This is a genomic window from Sphingomonas aquatilis (assembly GCF_014196115.1).
In the GTDB taxonomy this organism is placed as follows: domain Bacteria; phylum Pseudomonadota; class Alphaproteobacteria; order Sphingomonadales; family Sphingomonadaceae; genus Sphingomonas; species Sphingomonas aquatilis.
Window position 1 is genome coordinate 420,006 of the sequence record NZ_JACIDB010000002.1, and the last position, 14,656, is coordinate 434,661.

A 14,656-nucleotide genomic window follows, 5' to 3' on the forward strand; every position below is an offset into this window, starting at 1 on the left:
CGCGGAGGTGTCGCGCCCGCGGCGAAGCCGGCTTTCTAAAGCTCGGTCGCGAAAGGCGGCGAGGATGGGAAGGGAGATGGCCTGCGGCAGCAAGCGCTACACCTCCGCGTCTCCGCGTGACGACAGTCCTCCCCCGCCAGGGGGAGGTGGCAGCCGTCAGGCTGACGGAGGGGGCGGATAGGAAACGCCTGCTCCGTGTCCTCCCCCTCCGTCACGGCTTCGCCGCGCCACCTCCCCCTGGCGGGGGAGGATTGGGGTTAGGCGTCCGTTACAATTAGCGGCAGGATCGAATCGAGGAGGAGCGCGCCGGCTTCGGTGACACGGAGGCGGTGGCCTTCGTGGGCGATCATGCCCTGGCGGGACAGGCGCTCGACCGCGGGCCAGTCGATCGGGGCGGTGCCGCCCGCCAAAGCCGCGACATAGTCCAGGTCGACGCCTTCGCGCAGGCGGAGGCCCATCACGAGCGCTTCGCTGGCGCGGTCGTGGGGGGCGAGCGGCTCTTCCACCTCGAGGCCGTGGCCGTTGCGCGCGACGGCGGACAGCCAGTTTTCTGGCTTGCGGCGGCGCTGCGTGGCGAGGCCGTCGCGGCGGCCGTGCGCGCCGGGACCGACACCGGCATAATCGCCGTAGCGCCAATAGGTGAGGTTGTGGCGGCTCTCCGCGCCGAGACGCGCGTGGTTCGAGGTTTCGTAGGCGGGGAGGCCGGCGGCGGCGGTCATCGCGCGGGTCATCTCGAACAGGTCGGCGGCGCTATCACCATCGGGGATGGTGAGGCGTCCCTGCGCGGCTTCGGTAGCGAAGCGGGTGCCGGGTTCGATCGTCAATTGGTAGAGCGAGAGATGTTCGGTGCCGAAGCCGAGCGCGCGGGTGAGTTCGCGCTCCCACGCGACGAGGCTCTGGTCGGGCAAAGCATAGATCAGGTCGACGCTGACGCGAGCGAAATGCGCCTGCGCGGTGTCGAGCGCGCGCAGGCTTTCGGCGACGCTGTGCGCGCGGCCGAGGAAGGCGAGCGCGCTGTCGTCGAGCGATTGCAGGCCGAGCGAGACGCGGTTGATGCCGGCGGCGGCGAGATCGGCGAAGCGCGCGGCCTCGACCGACGAGGGGTTCGCCTCCAGCGTGATCTCGATATCGGGGGCGGGCGTCCAATGCGTCTGCGCGGCGTCGAGGATTGCTGCGACGGTCGAAGGCGGCATCAGCGACGGCGTGCCGCCGCCGAAGAAGATCGAGCCGAGCGTGCGGCCGGGGAGCGCGGCGGCTTCATGCGCGAGGTCGGCGAGCAAAGCGTCGCGCCACGCCTGCTGGTCGACGCTCTCGCGGACGTGGCTGTTGAAGTCGCAATAGGGGCATTTGGAAACGCAGAACGGCCAGTGGACGTAGAGCGCCAGGGGCCGGGCTGCCGGCGTCTTGTCGGGGATCATGATGGTGCCGATATGGCGGCGATGATCGCGAAACGCTACCGCGCGCTTGCGCTGCCGCTCTTGTTATTGGCCTGTGCGCAGGCGCCCGAGGGGCCGGAGCGGGTGGTCGAGCCGCGGGTGAGTGCGTCCGCTGCGCCGCGCGGATCGGTGCTGCTGAAGTCGGTGATGCTTGCCGCGCACAATCGCGCGCGGGGCGAGGTGGGCGTGGCGCCGTTGGTGTGGAGCGATACGCTGGCCAGCTCGGCGCGCGGCTATGCCGAGGAGATGGCGCGGACCGGGCGGTTCGAACATGCCGCGCAGCCGATGGGGCCGGGGCGGCAGGGCGAAAATCTGTGGACGGGCACGCGGGGCGCGTATCAGTTCGACGAGATGGCGGGGCATTGGATCGCGGAGAAGCGCGACTTCGTGAACCTGCCGACGCCCAACTTCAGCCGGACCGGGCGGTGGCAGGACGTGGGGCATTATACGCAGATGGTGTGGCGCGGATCGACCGCGGTCGGCTGCGCGATCGCGAGTAATCGGAGCGACGACTATCTGGTGTGCCGCTATGCGCCGCCGGGGAATGTGTTCGGGCAGGTGGCGTTCTGATATCATCGCGCGAAGACGCGAAGACGCAAAGATGTGATCGCTCGCTGCGACAGCGGCGTCTCATCGAAAGCGACACGCAGGGCGGGAGCGCTGCCGCGCTCGACCCATCTTGGCGGCTTCGCGTCTTCGCGTGAACTCAAACGATCGCGGCGCTCGTGTACGGGCAATATTCGCGCCAGCCGAGGCTTGCGTAGAGCGCCGCGCCCATGTCGGTGGCGGTGAGGATCTGTTGCGCGCGGGGGGAGCGGCGGGTGGTGGCGAGCGTCGTCATCAGCGCGTGGCCGAGACCGCGGCGGCGGTGGGCTTCGGCGGTGACGATGCGGTCGTAGACGAAGACGTCGTCCAGTTCGGCGGCATAGCCGCTCGCGGCGAGGTCGCCCGCCGGGCCGGTGATCGCGACATGGGCGACGCCGGCGGTGTGCGTGGTGGTGGCGATATAGCCGGCGGGGAGCGGGCGGCGGGGCGGCGGCGGGCCGTCGGTCACCATCATGCGGTTGGTGTCGGTGATCGTCCAGCGCGGCGGCAGGATCGCGCGCAAGGTGGCGGCGTCGGCGCAGAGTTTGAGGAAGATGGCGGGTTCGGTGATCGTCGCGGCGAGATGGTCGAGGCCGGGGCCGGCTGTGGCGAAGACGTAGCGCTGGCGTTCGGGCTCGGTGCCGGTGTCAACGCGCCAGCCGCCATGGTCCGCGACGGGTGCGGGGAGGCCGCGGGCGAGGGAGCGGGCGGCGAGCCAGCCGCGGACGAGGGCGGGGTCGGGCGTCATGGGGTGGGGTGGCCTTGCCCGCTCCGCCCCGTCACCCCGGACTTGGTCCGGGGTCCACTCCGCGGCGAGGGGGGAGGCTGGAGGCTCCGGCCACTCCCCTGCGGCCCGGTGGACCCCGGAGCAGGGAACCCATCAAAGTAATACTTTGATGGGAACCCAAGTCCGGGGTGACGGAGGGGGTGGGGCGGGGTCTCGCGTCCCAGCATGCCCCACCCTTGCCTCAGAACACCGCGGCGACGAGTTGGCGGAAGGCGTCGGCGCGGTGGCTGATCGCGTGCTTGGCGGCCGCGTCCATCTCGCCGAACGTCTCGGTGCCGTTGTCGGGCAGGAACATCGCGTCATAGCCGAAGCCGTTGCCCCCGCGCGGCGGCCAGACGAGCGTGCCGTCGACGCGGCCTTCGAACCATTCGACATGGCCGTCGGGCCAGGCGAGCGCGAGCGCGCAGACGAAATGCGCCGAGCGCGCCATGTCGGGCTCTTCGTTCAGGCGGTCCTCGACCAGCCGCATCGCGAGGTTGAAGTCCTTCGATTCGCCCGCCCAGCGTGCCGAGAAGATGCCCGGATCGCCGCCCAGCGCATCGACGCACAGGCCGCTGTCGTCGGCAAGCGCGGGCAGGCCGCTGAGGTCGGCGGCGATGCGCGCCTTCAGCTCGGCATTGGCGACGAAGGTGGTGCCCGTCTCTTCCGGCTCGGGCAGGTCGAGTTCGCCCGCCGAGATCGGCTCGATGCCATAGGGGCCGAGCAGCTCGGCGATCTCACGCACCTTGCCGGGATTGTGGCTGGCGATGACCAGCTGTCCGGGGCGCAGTTTGCGGATCGCCTGGGGGATGTCGCCCTCGCCGCTCACTTCACGGCCCGGTCTTGGGCGGCGAAGATCTCTGCGCAGCCGATGCGGGCGAGGCGGAGCAGGCGGAGCAGCGCCTCTTCGTCATAGGTCGCGTGTTCGGCGGTCGCCTGCGCTTCGGCGATGTTGCCGTTTTCGAGCAGGACGAAATTGCCGTCCGCATCCGCCGCGGAATCCTCGAGATAGTCGAGGTCGAGGACGGGCGTGCCCTGATGGATGCCGCAGCTGACCGCGGCGACCTTTTGCAGAATCGGGTCCGCGGTCAGCTTGCCGCTGGCGAGCAAAGTGTTGACCGCGAGGCGCAGCGCCACCCACGCGCCAGAGATCGCCGCGGTGCGCGTGCCGCCGTCGGCCTGGAGGACGTCGCAATCGAGCGTGATCTGGCGTTCGCCGAGCAGCTTCATGTCGACGACCGAGCGCAAGCTGCGGCCGATCAGGCGCTGGATTTCCTGCGTGCGGCCCGACTGCTTGCCCTTGGCGGCTTCGCGGTTGCCGCGGGTGTGCGTGGCGCGGGGCAGCATGCCATATTCGGCCGTCACCCAGCCTTCGCCCTTGCCGCGGAGGAACGGCGGCACGCGCTCTTCGACGCTGGCGGTGACGAGCACCTTGGTGTCGCCGAACGCGACCAGCACCGATCCTTCGGCATGGCGGGTGAAGTTCGGGGTGATGGTGATGTCGCGCATCTGGTCTGGCGCGCGGCCGCTGGGGCGCATGGAGGTCTCCTTGGGATGTGGCGTGGCGATAGACCGGACGGCGGGGGGATGCCAGCGGTGTTGCTATTGGTGCCTTTTCCTTCGTCACCCCGGACGTGATCCGGGGTCCCGCTTTATCGTGGACGAGGGGAAGAAGCGGGACCCCGGCTCTTCGGCCGGGGTGACGAAGAGGAGACGAAGAAGGGGCAGTTGCCCGCCCCGCAAACTGCCCTAGATTGCACCTATGGCTCCGCCCGTCACCGAATTGACCGACCGCGCGCGCGATATCTTTCGTGCCGTCGTCGATGGTTATGTCGAGAGCGGCATGCCGGTCGGGTCGAAGACGATCGCCGCGGCCTCCGGGCTGAACCTGTCGCCCGCGTCCATTCGCGGCGTGATGCAGGAGTTGGAGGAGCTTGGCCTGCTCGCCAGCCCGCATACCAGCGCGGGGCGCATCCCGACCGAGCGCGGCCTGCGATTGTTCGTCGACGGGATGATGCAGGCGCTCGAACCCTCCGCGGAGGAGCGGGCTGCGATCGAGGCGCGTGCCGGGCACCATGGCCCGGTGGAGGAGGCGCTGGCGGCGACGACGGCGGCCTTGTCCGGCCTGTCGGCCTGTGCCGGCCTGGTGATGGTGCCCAAGCGCGAGGTGCCGTTGCGCTCGATCGGTTTCATCGGCCTGTCGGCGACGCAGGCGATGGCGGTGCTGGTCAGCGAGGACGGCAGCGTCGAGAACCGCGTCATCGCGTTGCCCGCGGGCATGACCCCGTCCGCGCTGATCGAGGCGGGCAATTACATGACCGCGACGCTCGCCGGGCTGACGCTGGGCGAGGCGCGGGCGCGGATCGAGCGGCAGCTGGCCGCCGATCGCCACGCGCTGGACGGCGCGGCGCGCGCGCTGGTCGAGGCGGGGCTGGTTGTGTGGAGCGAGGACGATGCGCGCCGCCCGGTGCTGATCGTGCGCGGGCAGGGGCGGCTGATCGATGCCGCCGCCGCCGCCGACCTGGAACGCCTGCGCGACCTGCTCGACGATCTGGAGGGCAAGCAGGAGATCGCGCAGCTGCTCGACAGTGCGCGCGCGGGCGATGCGACGCGCATCTTCATCGGCGCGGAGAACAAATTGTTCGCGCTGTCGGGCAGCTCCGTCATCGCGCGGCCGTTCCGCGGACCCGGTGGGCGGGTGGTCGGCGTGGTCGGCGTGATCGGCCCCACGCGGTTGAACTATGCGCGCGTCGTGCCCATGGTGGATTTCACGGCGGCAACGCTTGCCCGTTTGATGGGCTGACGACGACAAACAGGGATGTACATGACCGAAGAGACGAAGACCGACGCCGAGGCGCTGCGCCAGGATACGGCGGCGGCGGCGCCCGAAGTGGCGGAGCATGACCGCGTGGCCGAGCTGGAGAACCAGCTGGCCGACGCGAAGCAGCAGGTGCTGTACGCGCAGGCCGAAATCCAGAACGTGCGCCGTCGCGCGGAGAAGGAAATCGCCGATGCCCGCGCCTATTCGACCACGTCGTTCGCGCGCGACATCCTGTCGGTGGCGGACAATCTGGCGCGCGGGCTGTCGGCGATTCCGGCCGAGCTGCGGGCGGACGAGAAGCTGAAGGGCCTCGTCACCGGGCTGGAAGCGACCGGCCGCGAACTCGACAGCGTGTTCGCGCGCAACGGCATCGTGAAGGTCGAGGCGATGGGCGCGACGCTCGATCCCAACAAGCATCAGGCGATGATGGAAGTGCCGAGCGACGCCGCGCCGGGCACGATCGTGCAGGAAATGCAGGCGGGCTATATGATCAAGGACCGCCTGCTGCGCCCGGCGCTGGTCGGCGTGGCGAAGAAGCCGGATTGATCCGATGAGGCCGCGCCATGATCCGCCCAGTGGCCGGCCCGTCGAACTGTCGCTGGCCGAGGCGCTGGATACGTTCGCACGATCATGGGCATCGCGCCGCAGGCGACACACGCCGCGGCGGCGCGGCGAGCCGGGTGGCGAGCCTTGCCCAGTCGAACCGAACCGCCCGCTCGACCTGTCGGGCGGCGCCGCGGCGGCACTGGAGTTTGGCGACTAGGTCGGGCTAAGAGATTGGCATGAACTCCAATCTCACCGCCGATCGCCAGACGTTCGTCACCCACCTGGAATGCTCGCTGACCGGCGAGCGCTATGAGGCGGACCAGCTGCATGGCCTGTCGCGCGCCGGACGGCCGTTGCTGGTGCGCTATGACCTCGACGGCGTGCGGGCTGCGTTGGCGAAGGACGCGCTTACGGCGCGGCCGACCGATCTGTGGCGGTGGCGCGAGCTGTTGCCCGTCCGGCGCACGGAGAACGTCGTCAGCCTGGGCGAGATCGAGACGCCGCTGATCCCGCTGCTGAAGAGCGGTGGCGGCGGCAACGTCCTCGTCAAGGACGAAGGCCGCTTACCAACGGGCAGCTTCAAGGCGCGCGGGCTGGTGATGGCGGTCGCGATGGCGAAGGAGCTGGGCGTCACGCGGATCGCAATGCCGACCAACGGCAATGCCGGCGCGGCGCTGGCGGCCTATGCCAGCCGCGTGGGGATCGAGACGATCGTCTTCTGCCCCGAGGACACGCCCGAGGTGAACGTCCGCGAGATCGCGATGCAGGGCGCGCGCGTCTATCGCGTCAACGGGCTGATCGACGATTGCGGCGCGATCGTGGGGAAAGGCGCGGCCGAGGGGCGCTGGTTCGATTTCTCGACGCTGAAGGAGCCCTATCGCATCGAGGGCAAGAAGACGATGGGCTTGGAACTGGCCGCGCAGATGGGTTGGGAATTGCCGGATGCGATCTTCTACCCCACCGGCGGCGGCACCGGGCTGATCGGCATGTGGAAGGCGTTTGACGAGCTGGAGCGGCTCGGCTGGATCGGGTCCAAGCGGCCGCGCATGTATGCGGTGCAGGCGAGTGGCTGCGCGCCGATCGTGCGCGCGTTCGAGGCGGGCGAGGAGCATGCCGAAAGGTGGGAGGACGCGCATACCGTCGCCGCGGGCATCCGCGTGCCGCGCGCGGTCGGCGACTTCCTGATCCTGCGCGCGGTGCGCGAGAGCGGCGGCAAGGCGGTGGGCGTCGGCGACCCCGCGATCCTGGCGGCGGTGGACGATTGCGCGAAGAAGGACGGGTTGCTGCTGTGTCCCGAGGGCGGCGCGACGCTGGCGGCGTATCGTCAGGCGTTGCGCGATGGCGAGGTCGATGAGGACGAGCGCGTCGTGCTGTTCAACTGCGCGACCGGGCTGAAATATCCGATGCCGGAGGCGCCGGCGTGGCTCGATCGGCATGGGGCGATCGACCTCGGCGAGCTATGATCGTCACCCCGGCTGGGGTGACAGGGGAGTTAGCCGAACGGCAATAGCGTTTCGTATTGGGCGAGCGGCGGTGCGCCGGGGATGCGGGCGCCGTGGCGGAGCAGGAAGGCGTGGCGGACGATCTCGCCCTGCTGTTCGATGCCGTAGCGGTGGAGCGGCTGGCCGGGCTTCAACGCATAATCGTAGCGGCAGAAGGGGTGGCGGGCGAGCGGCAGGCAGATGCCCCGCTGGTGCTGCCAAATATGCACCATCTCATGGATGAAGAGCCCCTGGTCGGTCAGTGCGGCGGCGGCGAAGTCGTCGCGCCAGCCCTGGCCCTTGGGGTGGAAATGGATGCAGCCGCGTGGCGCCATCACCGTGTCGCGTGGCTGGAAGAAGGCCCATTTGCTGCGGGATAACGTCACCCGGTCATAGTCGATCGTGTCGTGGAAGACCGATGCGGCGAGGGCGCGTTCGCCGTCGGTGAGCGGGCGGGTGGGGTGGGCCATCGGGGGCGAGATAGGGGGCGGGGTGGGGGTGTGCCAGTGGTTGGGGGGGTGTGGGTGCCGCCTTCCGTCCGTCACCCCGGACTTGGTCCGGGGTCCACTCTGCGGCGAGGGGGGTGGCTTGAGCCTCTTGCCACCCCCTTGCGGCCCGGTGGACCCCGGACCAAGTCCGGGGTGACGGGGGTGGTGGGCGGTCGTTGTGGCTGTTTCAGCACGAGCCCGTTCGGGCACTAGACTTGCCCATTCGTCATTCCCGCGAAGGCGGGAATCCATAGCCTCTGACCTTGCGGCTGGAGGCGCGACGGTAGCGTGTCTGGATTCCCGCCTTCGCGGGAATGACGGGGTGGGTGTGGGCGGGCCCTCTTCCGCGATCGCGTACCGGCCTGCATACGAAAAGGGCCGCCGGATCGCTCCGGCGGCCCCTCTCATCGATCGGTCAGGATCAGGACTGACCCTGGCTCAGGAAGCCGATCAGTTCGGGCTTGGACACCGACTTGCTCTTGTCCTTGTCGGCCTGGGCGAAGGCGGAGTTCACCCACGACTTGGTCTTGGCGTCGGTGGCGGTCGCCTTGGGGTCGCTCGCCTGCTTCAGCTTGACCATCCAGCTGGCGAATTCGGCCTTTTCGAGCTTGCCGTCCTTGTTCGCGTCATAGGTCGGGAACTCGGTTTCGACGACGCTCGCCACCTGGTCCGCTCCGGTCGCCGGCTGCGTGGTGGCCGGCTGGGCTGCCGCGGTCTGCGTCGCATCGGCGGGCGCTGCTGCTGCCGTTGCCGAATCCATCGGTGTGGCCGCGGGCTGCGCGTCGGTTACCGGCGATCCGGCGGGTGCCTGACTTTGTGGCGCGGTCTGCGTCGTGGCTTGGGTCGGCGCAGTATTGGTCGTTTGCTGCGCCAGTGCCGGCGAAGCAATCGTCATCACTCCGGCGAGAAGAGCATATTTCAGCATTGCTGGTCTCCCATCGTTATTCAAACCGAGCGGCGCACATCACTTTACCGTGCGCCGCGTCGTCTCAAAATGAGGAATTATGATTTGAACGCAAGCCTGACGGGTTTACGGCTTGTGACCCTCGCTGCTAGGAACCCGCGGAAATCCGCGAGTCGCGGCCGATGCGGCCACGACGAACCGTGCAGCCGTCAGGACGAAGGAACACCATGGTCCCCCGCTATTCCCGCCCCGAAATGACCGCGATCTGGACGCCCGAGAACCGGTTCCGCATCTGGTTCGAGATCGAGGCGCACGCCACCGACGCGCTCGCCGAGCTGGGCGTGGTGCCCAAGGATGCCGCCGCGGCGCTGTGGGCGTGGTGGAACACCAACCCCGCGATCGACGTCGCTGCGATCGACGCGATCGAGGCGGTGACCAAGCACGATGTCATCGCCTTCCTGACCTGGGTCGCGGACAATGTCGGCGATCAGGCGCGCTTCATGCATCAGGGCATGACGTCGTCCGACGTGCTCGACACCGCGCTGGCGGTGCAGCTGGCGCAGGCGGCGGACATCCTGATCGCCGATCTCGATAAGCTGCTGGCCGTGCTGAAGACGCGCGCGATCGAGCATAAGATGACGCCGACGATCGGCCGCAGCCACGGCATCCATGCCGAGCCGGTCACGTTCGGGCTGAAGCTGGCGCAGGCCTATGCCGAGTTCGACCGCTGCCGCACGCGGCTGATCGCGGCGCGCGCCGACATCGCGACCTGTGCGATCAGCGGCGCGGTCGGCACCTTCGCCAACATCGATCCGTCGGTGGAAGAGCATGTCGCCGCCAAGCTGGGCCTATCGGTCGAGCCCGTCTCGACGCAAGTCATCCCGCGCGACCGGCATGCGATGTTCTTTGCGACGCTGGGCGTGATCGCGAGCTCGATCGAGCGGCTGGCGACCGAGGTGCGCCACCTGCAGCGCACCGAGGTGCTGGAGGCGGAGGAATATTTCTCGCCCGGCCAGAAGGGCTCGTCGGCGATGCCGCACAAGCGCAACCCGGTGCTGACCGAGAACCTTACCGGCCTCGCCCGCATGGTGCGGGGCTATGTGACGCCGGCGCTGGAGAATGTCGCGCTGTGGCATGAGCGGGACATCAGCCATTCGTCGGTCGAGCGGTATATCGGGCCGGATGCGACGATCACGCTCGATTTCGCGCTGGCGCGGCTGACGGGCGTGATCGAGAAATTGCTCGTCTATCCGGAGCGGATGGACAAGAACCTCAACAAGATGGGCGGACTGGTCCATTCGCAGCGCGTGCTGCTGGCGCTGACGCAGGCGGGGGTGAGCCGCGAGGACGCATACCGGCTGGTGCAGCGCAACGCGATGAAGGTGTGGGAATCGGACGGGCAGCTGTCGCTGCTCGAGCTGCTGAAGGGCGATGCCGAGGTGACGGCGGCGCTGTCACCGGCGGAGATCGAGGACAAGTTCGACCTGGGCTATCACCTGAAGCACGTCGATACGATCTTCGCGCGGGTGTTTGGCTAACGCCAAGTCCTCCCCCGCCAGGGGGAGGGGGGACCATTCGGCGTCAGCCGAATGGTGGAGGGGGCGGTCAGAGATGCGCTTCTACACGGAGGATACCCTGTCCTCCCCCTCCGTCAGCGCTAGTGCGCTGCCACCTCCCCCTGGCGGGGGAGGATTTGGATTACACCCATTGCGCCAGCCAGTCGGCGAGGCCCTGCGGGGAGAGGGAGCGGGCGTCGGCGAGTGCGGTTTCGCGGCCGGCGTTGACGACGCGGTTGGTCTTTGGATCGACGATCAGCAGCGCGGGCACGCCGGCGAGGCGACCCTTGATGCCGTAGCTCGCGGGAATGTCGAGGTTCTTGTCGAAGCGGCCGATGTCCACCGTCACGACCTCATAATGCTTCGCCATGAAGCCACGCATCGCCGGCAGCTCCATGACGCCGGCGAGCAGGCGGCAGTCGAGGCACCAATTGCCGCCCATGTCGATCAGCAGCTTCTTGTGGCCCTTCAGCGCGCGCGCCTTGGCGGCGGCGACCTGCGCCTTGGCGTCGGCGGCGCCGTCATAGGGCAGGGGCAGCGGCTGCGGCAGCTGGTTGAGCGTCGCGATGGCGACGCGCGGCGCGGCGACGCGGGCGTCGGCGACCGCCGGCAGGGTAGCGGCGAGCGCAAGGGCGAGCATGAGCGGGCGGGACATCGACACCTCCGACAAGGAAAAGGCCGATCTCAGCCGCTGGCGTCGGCCTTGGCAAGGTGGCGCGTGCTGCACCGGCGGAAAGCGCGGCTTTCTCGACCCTAGCCGTCATAGCGCCCTAGGATTGTTACAGTTGCGTGAAACGCATCCGCCATTGCAAGCAACAATATTGCGCGATCGTGTAACGATCTACATATCGCGCGGGCCGGCCATTTCGCCGGAACGGAGACCTTCCATGCGCATGTTCGAAACCGCGGCCAGCTCGGTGCTGGCGATCGCGGCCCAGGCGCTGGTGGTCGGGGTGATCATTTCCGCCCTGTGACCCATCGGCCCGTCCGCCCGCTTTTCGCCTGATGGCGTCGAGGGGGCGGCTAGGGCCGGCGGGGTTTCTGTTTGCCGCCGGAACCAGCGCTGCGCCTGCGCGTCGTCGCGCCATGTTCGTCGACTTTCGCGATGTGCCGCCGCCACCGCCGTGGCAGCCGCCCAAGCGGCCCGATCCGCGGCCGCAGCTGACGCCGCGCCAGCAGAACGCGCTGGCGGCGATTATCGGCGTCAACGTGCTGCTGCTCTTGGTCGCGCCGATCGGCGGCGCGACGGTGATCCAGGCGATCGGCGCGCTGTTCCGCTAGCGCTTGCGTTCGTAACGCGCGGCGAATTCGTCGTCGGACATGATCAGATAGCGGATCATGTCGACGAACGCCCAAGGCGCGGTGACGAGCAGGCCGATGACGGTGATGCTGAGGACCAGCATCACGATCCCCGATCCCGTCCGCCCCGTGTAGAAGCGATGGATGCCGAGCGTGCCGAGCAGGAAGGCGAGGATCGCGGCGACATATTTGTTGCGATCGTTCACCGGTGCGCGGGGCGGCGGGGGTGCCAGGACGTGGCGGCTGCCCGCTTCGGCGGGCATCGGGAAGACGCTGAGCGCGCGGTCGCCCTCCGCTTCGAAATCGACCTTCACGCCGATCTTGGGCTCGCCGCGCTGCGCCCAGTCTTCGGGGGTGAAGCGATAGCGCTTGCCGTCATCGCCCGCGACCAGCCCCTCGCCGCTTCGCGTATCCACACCCAACACCTGTCCGCGCATGCCCACTCCCCGGCTCGTTCGCGGTGTATTGTGGCGATCAGGCGCCGCCGCGCAAGAGGCTACTCGGCGGCGAGGCGTTCGGTCAGGCGAGCGAGCGTGGTGAGCGCGGCGACATGGGCGGCAAAGGCCTTGCGTCCGGCGCGTGTGGCTGCGGCCCAGGTGCGCGAGCGGCCATCGCTGCTCGCCTTGCGCAGGCTGACGTAGCCCGCGTCGACCAGCGCCGACAGATGTTTCGACAGCACCGAATCGCTGACCTGCGTCGTCGTGCGCAGCAGGGCGAATTCGGCATCCTGCACCTCCGTCAGCACCGCCATGATCTGCAGGCGGGCGGGCGGGTGGATGACCGGATCGAAGCCGCTCATGCGAGGCTGCCGAGCAGTTCGCGGCGGAAGACGCGGCACCACCACAGGCTGCCGGCATAAGCGATGGCGGCGGCGACGAGCGCGAGGGGGAGCGGGGCCCAGGTCACGCCCCGTTCGGTTGCGAGCCAGACGCCGAGCACGTGGATCGGCAGGATGACGAGCAGCATCACCGCGGTGACCCACCGCGTCTTGCCCGCGCGATAGCCGTTGATGAACATGCCCATCCGCCGCCGGTCCCAGCGGACGATCCAGGCGATGGCCGCGAACAGGCCGGCGATCATCGCGAAGCGGAGCGGGAAGGGCACGGCGGTGCTCGCGACCATCCCGCCCATCAGCGCGGCGAAGGCGGCATGGCGGATCGGCGGCACGTTCGATGCCGCGGCGAGGCGCAGGCGCGACTGTTCGATGAAGGCCAGCGCCTCTGCGGCGTTCGCGCTGTTATGGTTCATGACGTTCCCTTTCCAAGTTGGAAAGAGAGTGGCGGAGACTTTCCGATTCGGCAAGTGGTAATTTTCCGGATTGGAAAGTGGTTTCGCGGTGGCTGGCGGGGGCGCTGCGTGGCGATTGTTCCCTTTGTCCGTCCTCCCGGCCTTGAGTTGGGATCCCGCTTCTTCGTCTACTGCGGGGGAGAAGCGGGACCCCGGCTCAAGGCCGGGGTGACGGGATGGGGGAGCATGCGCCCCGCCGCCCCCCATCCCGGCTTATTCGCCCGCGAAGACGCTCTTCAGTTTGGCGAAGAAGCCCTGGCTTTCGGGGCATTCGTCGCCGGTTTCGGTTTCGCGGAACAGTTCGAGCAGTTCGCGCTGGCGGGTCGAGAGCTTGGTCGGGGTTTCGACCTCGATCTGGATGACGAGATCGCCCTGGCCGCGGCCTTGCAGCACGGGCATGCCGGCGCCGCGCTGGCGCAGCTGCTTGCCCGACTGGATGCCGGCGGGGATCTTGATGTCGTGCCGGGCGCCATCGAGGCCGGGGATCGACAAGGTGCCGCCCAGCGCCGCGGTGGTGAAGCTGATCGGCGCGCGCGCGAACAGCGTCGTGCCTTCGCGTTCGAAGATCGGATGCCGCGCGACGTGGAGGAAGATGTAGAGGTCGCCCGGAGGCGCGCCACGCGGACCGGCCTCGCCTTCGCCGCTGAGGCGGATGCGCGTGCCTTCGTCGACGCCTGGGGGGACGTTGACGCTGAGCGTCTTGGTCTTTTCGATCCGGCCCTCGCCGCGGCAATCGGGGCATGGATCGGCGATGATCTCGCCCGAGCCCTGGCAGACCGGACAGGCGCGTTCGACGACGAAGAAGCCCTGCTGCGCGCGCACCTTGCCATGGCCATTACAATGGCGGCAGGTGGAGGCGTGCGTGCCGGGCTTGGCGCCCGAGCCGTGGCAGGTATCGCATTGCGCCGAGACGTCGACGGTGATCTCGGTCGCCTTGCCATGGTAGGCCTCTTCGAGGGTCACTTCCATGTCGTAGCGCAGGTCGGCACCGCGACGCTGCTGCTGACGCCCGCCGCCGCGGCCGCCATTCATGAATTCGCCGAAGACGGATTCGAAGATGTCGGAGAAGCCGCCGAAGTCCTGCGCCCCGCCGCCACCGCCGCCGCCGTTCTGGAAGGCGGCATGGCCGAAGCGATCATAAGCGGCGCGCTTCTGCGGGTCCTTCAGGACGTCATAAGCCTCGCTGATCGCCTTGAAGCGCGCTTCGCTGTCCTTGCACCCGGCGTTCTTGTCCGGATGGTATTTCATCGCGAGCTTGCGGTACGACGATTTGATCGTCGCGCCGTCGGCATTCCGCTCGCATTCGAGCAGCTCGTAATAGTCGACTGTGGTGCTCATGCCCGTCCTCTAGCGCGAGACGATCGGCCGGCCATACCAGTATTCCGTTCACGCTGAGCCTGTCGAAGCGCGGCTCTTCGCGAGCGCCGCGCCTGGGGCACACGCCCTTCGACAGGCTCAGGGCGAACGGGTTGGGGGTAGGCTGCCGT

Annotated in this window: 19 protein-coding genes; 8 read left to right on the forward strand and 11 right to left on the reverse strand. The window is 68.6% G+C overall.

Annotated elements, in window-relative coordinates:
* Positions 1 to 257: 257 nt before the first annotated feature.
* Entirely contained in the window at positions 258 to 1,418 is a 1,161-nt protein-coding gene (gene hemW, locus GGR47_RS08060; protein WP_147037384.1) for a radical SAM family heme chaperone HemW, read from the reverse strand.
* Positions 1,419 to 1,430: 12 nt separating this feature from the next.
* On the opposite strand from hemW, the gene GGR47_RS08065 reads away from it, so the two are divergent.
* Positions 1,431 to 2,006: a CAP domain-containing protein gene (locus tag GGR47_RS08065; RefSeq protein WP_147037385.1), complete on the forward strand. Its 576-nt coding sequence runs from the start codon at positions 1,431 to 1,433 to the stop codon at positions 2,004 to 2,006.
* A 136-nt stretch (positions 2,007 to 2,142) separates the two neighbouring features.
* Here the strand turns inward: GGR47_RS08065 and GGR47_RS08070 are convergent, their stop codons facing one another.
* From GGR47_RS08070 to rph, 3 genes are all read right to left on the reverse strand, one after another.
* Entirely contained in the window at positions 2,143 to 2,769 is a 627-nt protein-coding gene (locus GGR47_RS08070) for a GNAT family N-acetyltransferase (protein WP_147037386.1), read from the reverse strand.
* A gap of 220 nt (positions 2,770 to 2,989) precedes the next feature.
* A complete protein-coding gene (rdgB, locus tag GGR47_RS08075) occupies positions 2,990 to 3,616 on the reverse strand; it encodes an RdgB/HAM1 family non-canonical purine NTP pyrophosphatase (RefSeq protein ID WP_183949495.1) in 627 nt (208 codons plus the stop codon).
* Positions 3,613 to 4,326: a ribonuclease PH gene (rph, locus tag GGR47_RS08080; RefSeq protein ID WP_043060486.1), complete on the reverse strand. Its 714-nt coding sequence runs from the start codon at positions 4,324 to 4,326 to the stop codon at positions 3,613 to 3,615. The genes rdgB and rph overlap by 4 nt, the downstream gene beginning before the upstream one ends.
* A gap of 223 nt (positions 4,327 to 4,549) precedes the next feature.
* Here rph and hrcA point away from each other — a divergent pair, with 223 nt between their 5' ends.
* Genes hrcA through GGR47_RS08100 form a run of 4 tightly spaced genes read left to right on the forward strand, consistent with a single transcriptional unit; the run spans position 4,550 to position 7,617 of the window.
* Positions 4,550 to 5,590, forward strand: a complete 1,041-nt coding sequence (gene hrcA, locus GGR47_RS08085) for a heat-inducible transcriptional repressor HrcA (protein WP_147037382.1) — start codon at positions 4,550 to 4,552, stop codon at positions 5,588 to 5,590.
* A gap of 15 nt (positions 5,591 to 5,605) precedes the next feature.
* Positions 5,606 to 6,154 carry a nucleotide exchange factor GrpE gene (gene grpE, locus GGR47_RS08090; RefSeq protein ID WP_017980020.1) on the forward strand — a complete coding sequence of 183 codons (549 nt, stop codon included), beginning with the start codon at positions 5,606 to 5,608 and terminating at the stop codon, positions 6,152 to 6,154.
* A 4-nt stretch (positions 6,155 to 6,158) separates the two neighbouring features.
* On the forward strand, positions 6,159 to 6,371 hold the full coding sequence (locus tag GGR47_RS08095) for a hypothetical protein (RefSeq protein ID WP_043060484.1): 213 nt from the start codon (positions 6,159 to 6,161) through the stop codon (positions 6,369 to 6,371).
* 19 nt (positions 6,372 to 6,390) lie between these two features.
* A complete protein-coding gene (locus GGR47_RS08100; RefSeq protein ID WP_147037381.1) occupies positions 6,391 to 7,617 on the forward strand; it encodes a threonine synthase in 1,227 nt (408 codons plus the stop codon).
* Between the two features lie 29 nt (positions 7,618 to 7,646).
* Here the strand turns inward: GGR47_RS08100 and GGR47_RS08105 are convergent, their stop codons facing one another.
* Together GGR47_RS08105 and GGR47_RS08110 are read right to left on the reverse strand one after the other, a co-directional pair.
* Complete coding sequence (locus GGR47_RS08105) at positions 7,647 to 8,105, reverse strand: vgr related protein (protein ID WP_147037380.1); 459 nt, start codon at positions 8,103 to 8,105, stop codon at positions 7,647 to 7,649.
* Positions 8,106 to 8,544: 439 nt separating this feature from the next.
* A complete protein-coding gene (locus GGR47_RS08110) occupies positions 8,545 to 9,048 on the reverse strand; it encodes an EF-hand domain-containing protein (protein WP_147037057.1) in 504 nt (167 codons plus the stop codon).
* A 206-nt stretch (positions 9,049 to 9,254) separates the two neighbouring features.
* On the opposite strand from GGR47_RS08110, the gene purB reads away from it, so the two are divergent.
* Positions 9,255 to 10,565, forward strand: coding sequence for an adenylosuccinate lyase (gene purB, locus GGR47_RS08115; protein WP_147037056.1), 1,311 nt, complete (start codon positions 9,255 to 9,257; stop codon positions 10,563 to 10,565).
* A gap of 160 nt (positions 10,566 to 10,725) precedes the next feature.
* On the opposite strand, the gene GGR47_RS08120 is transcribed toward purB, so the two are convergent.
* A complete protein-coding gene (locus GGR47_RS08120; RefSeq protein ID WP_147037055.1) occupies positions 10,726 to 11,238 on the reverse strand; it encodes a thioredoxin family protein in 513 nt (170 codons plus the stop codon).
* Here GGR47_RS08120 and GGR47_RS08125 point away from each other — a divergent pair.
* Entirely contained in the window at positions 11,222 to 11,557 is a 336-nt protein-coding gene (locus GGR47_RS08125; protein WP_147037054.1) for a hypothetical protein, read from the forward strand. The two genes, GGR47_RS08120 and GGR47_RS08125, sit on opposite strands and share 17 nt — an antisense overlap.
* Before the next feature lie 112 nt (positions 11,558 to 11,669).
* On the forward strand, positions 11,670 to 11,864 hold the full coding sequence (locus GGR47_RS08130; protein WP_017980013.1) for a hypothetical protein: 195 nt from the start codon (positions 11,670 to 11,672) through the stop codon (positions 11,862 to 11,864).
* Here GGR47_RS08130 and GGR47_RS08135 read toward each other — a convergent pair.
* The 4 genes from GGR47_RS08135 to dnaJ form a co-directional block, all read right to left on the reverse strand.
* Positions 11,861 to 12,298, reverse strand: a complete 438-nt coding sequence (locus GGR47_RS08135) for a TM2 domain-containing protein (protein WP_244305245.1) — start codon at positions 12,296 to 12,298, stop codon at positions 11,861 to 11,863. The two genes, GGR47_RS08130 and GGR47_RS08135, sit on opposite strands and share 4 nt — an antisense overlap.
* Before the next feature lie 80 nt (positions 12,299 to 12,378).
* Positions 12,379 to 12,681 (reverse strand): transcriptional regulator, encoded by a 303-nt coding sequence (locus GGR47_RS08140; RefSeq protein ID WP_017980011.1) that lies wholly within the window; start codon positions 12,679 to 12,681, stop codon positions 12,379 to 12,381.
* Positions 12,678 to 13,130 (reverse strand): hypothetical protein, encoded by a 453-nt coding sequence (locus tag GGR47_RS08145; protein ID WP_147037053.1) that lies wholly within the window; start codon positions 13,128 to 13,130, stop codon positions 12,678 to 12,680. The genes GGR47_RS08140 and GGR47_RS08145 overlap by 4 nt, the downstream gene beginning before the upstream one ends.
* A 252-nt stretch (positions 13,131 to 13,382) precedes the next feature.
* Positions 13,383 to 14,507: a molecular chaperone DnaJ gene (dnaJ, locus tag GGR47_RS08150; protein WP_017980009.1), complete on the reverse strand. Its 1,125-nt coding sequence runs from the start codon at positions 14,505 to 14,507 to the stop codon at positions 13,383 to 13,385.
* Between the last annotated feature and the right edge of the window lie 149 nt (positions 14,508 to 14,656).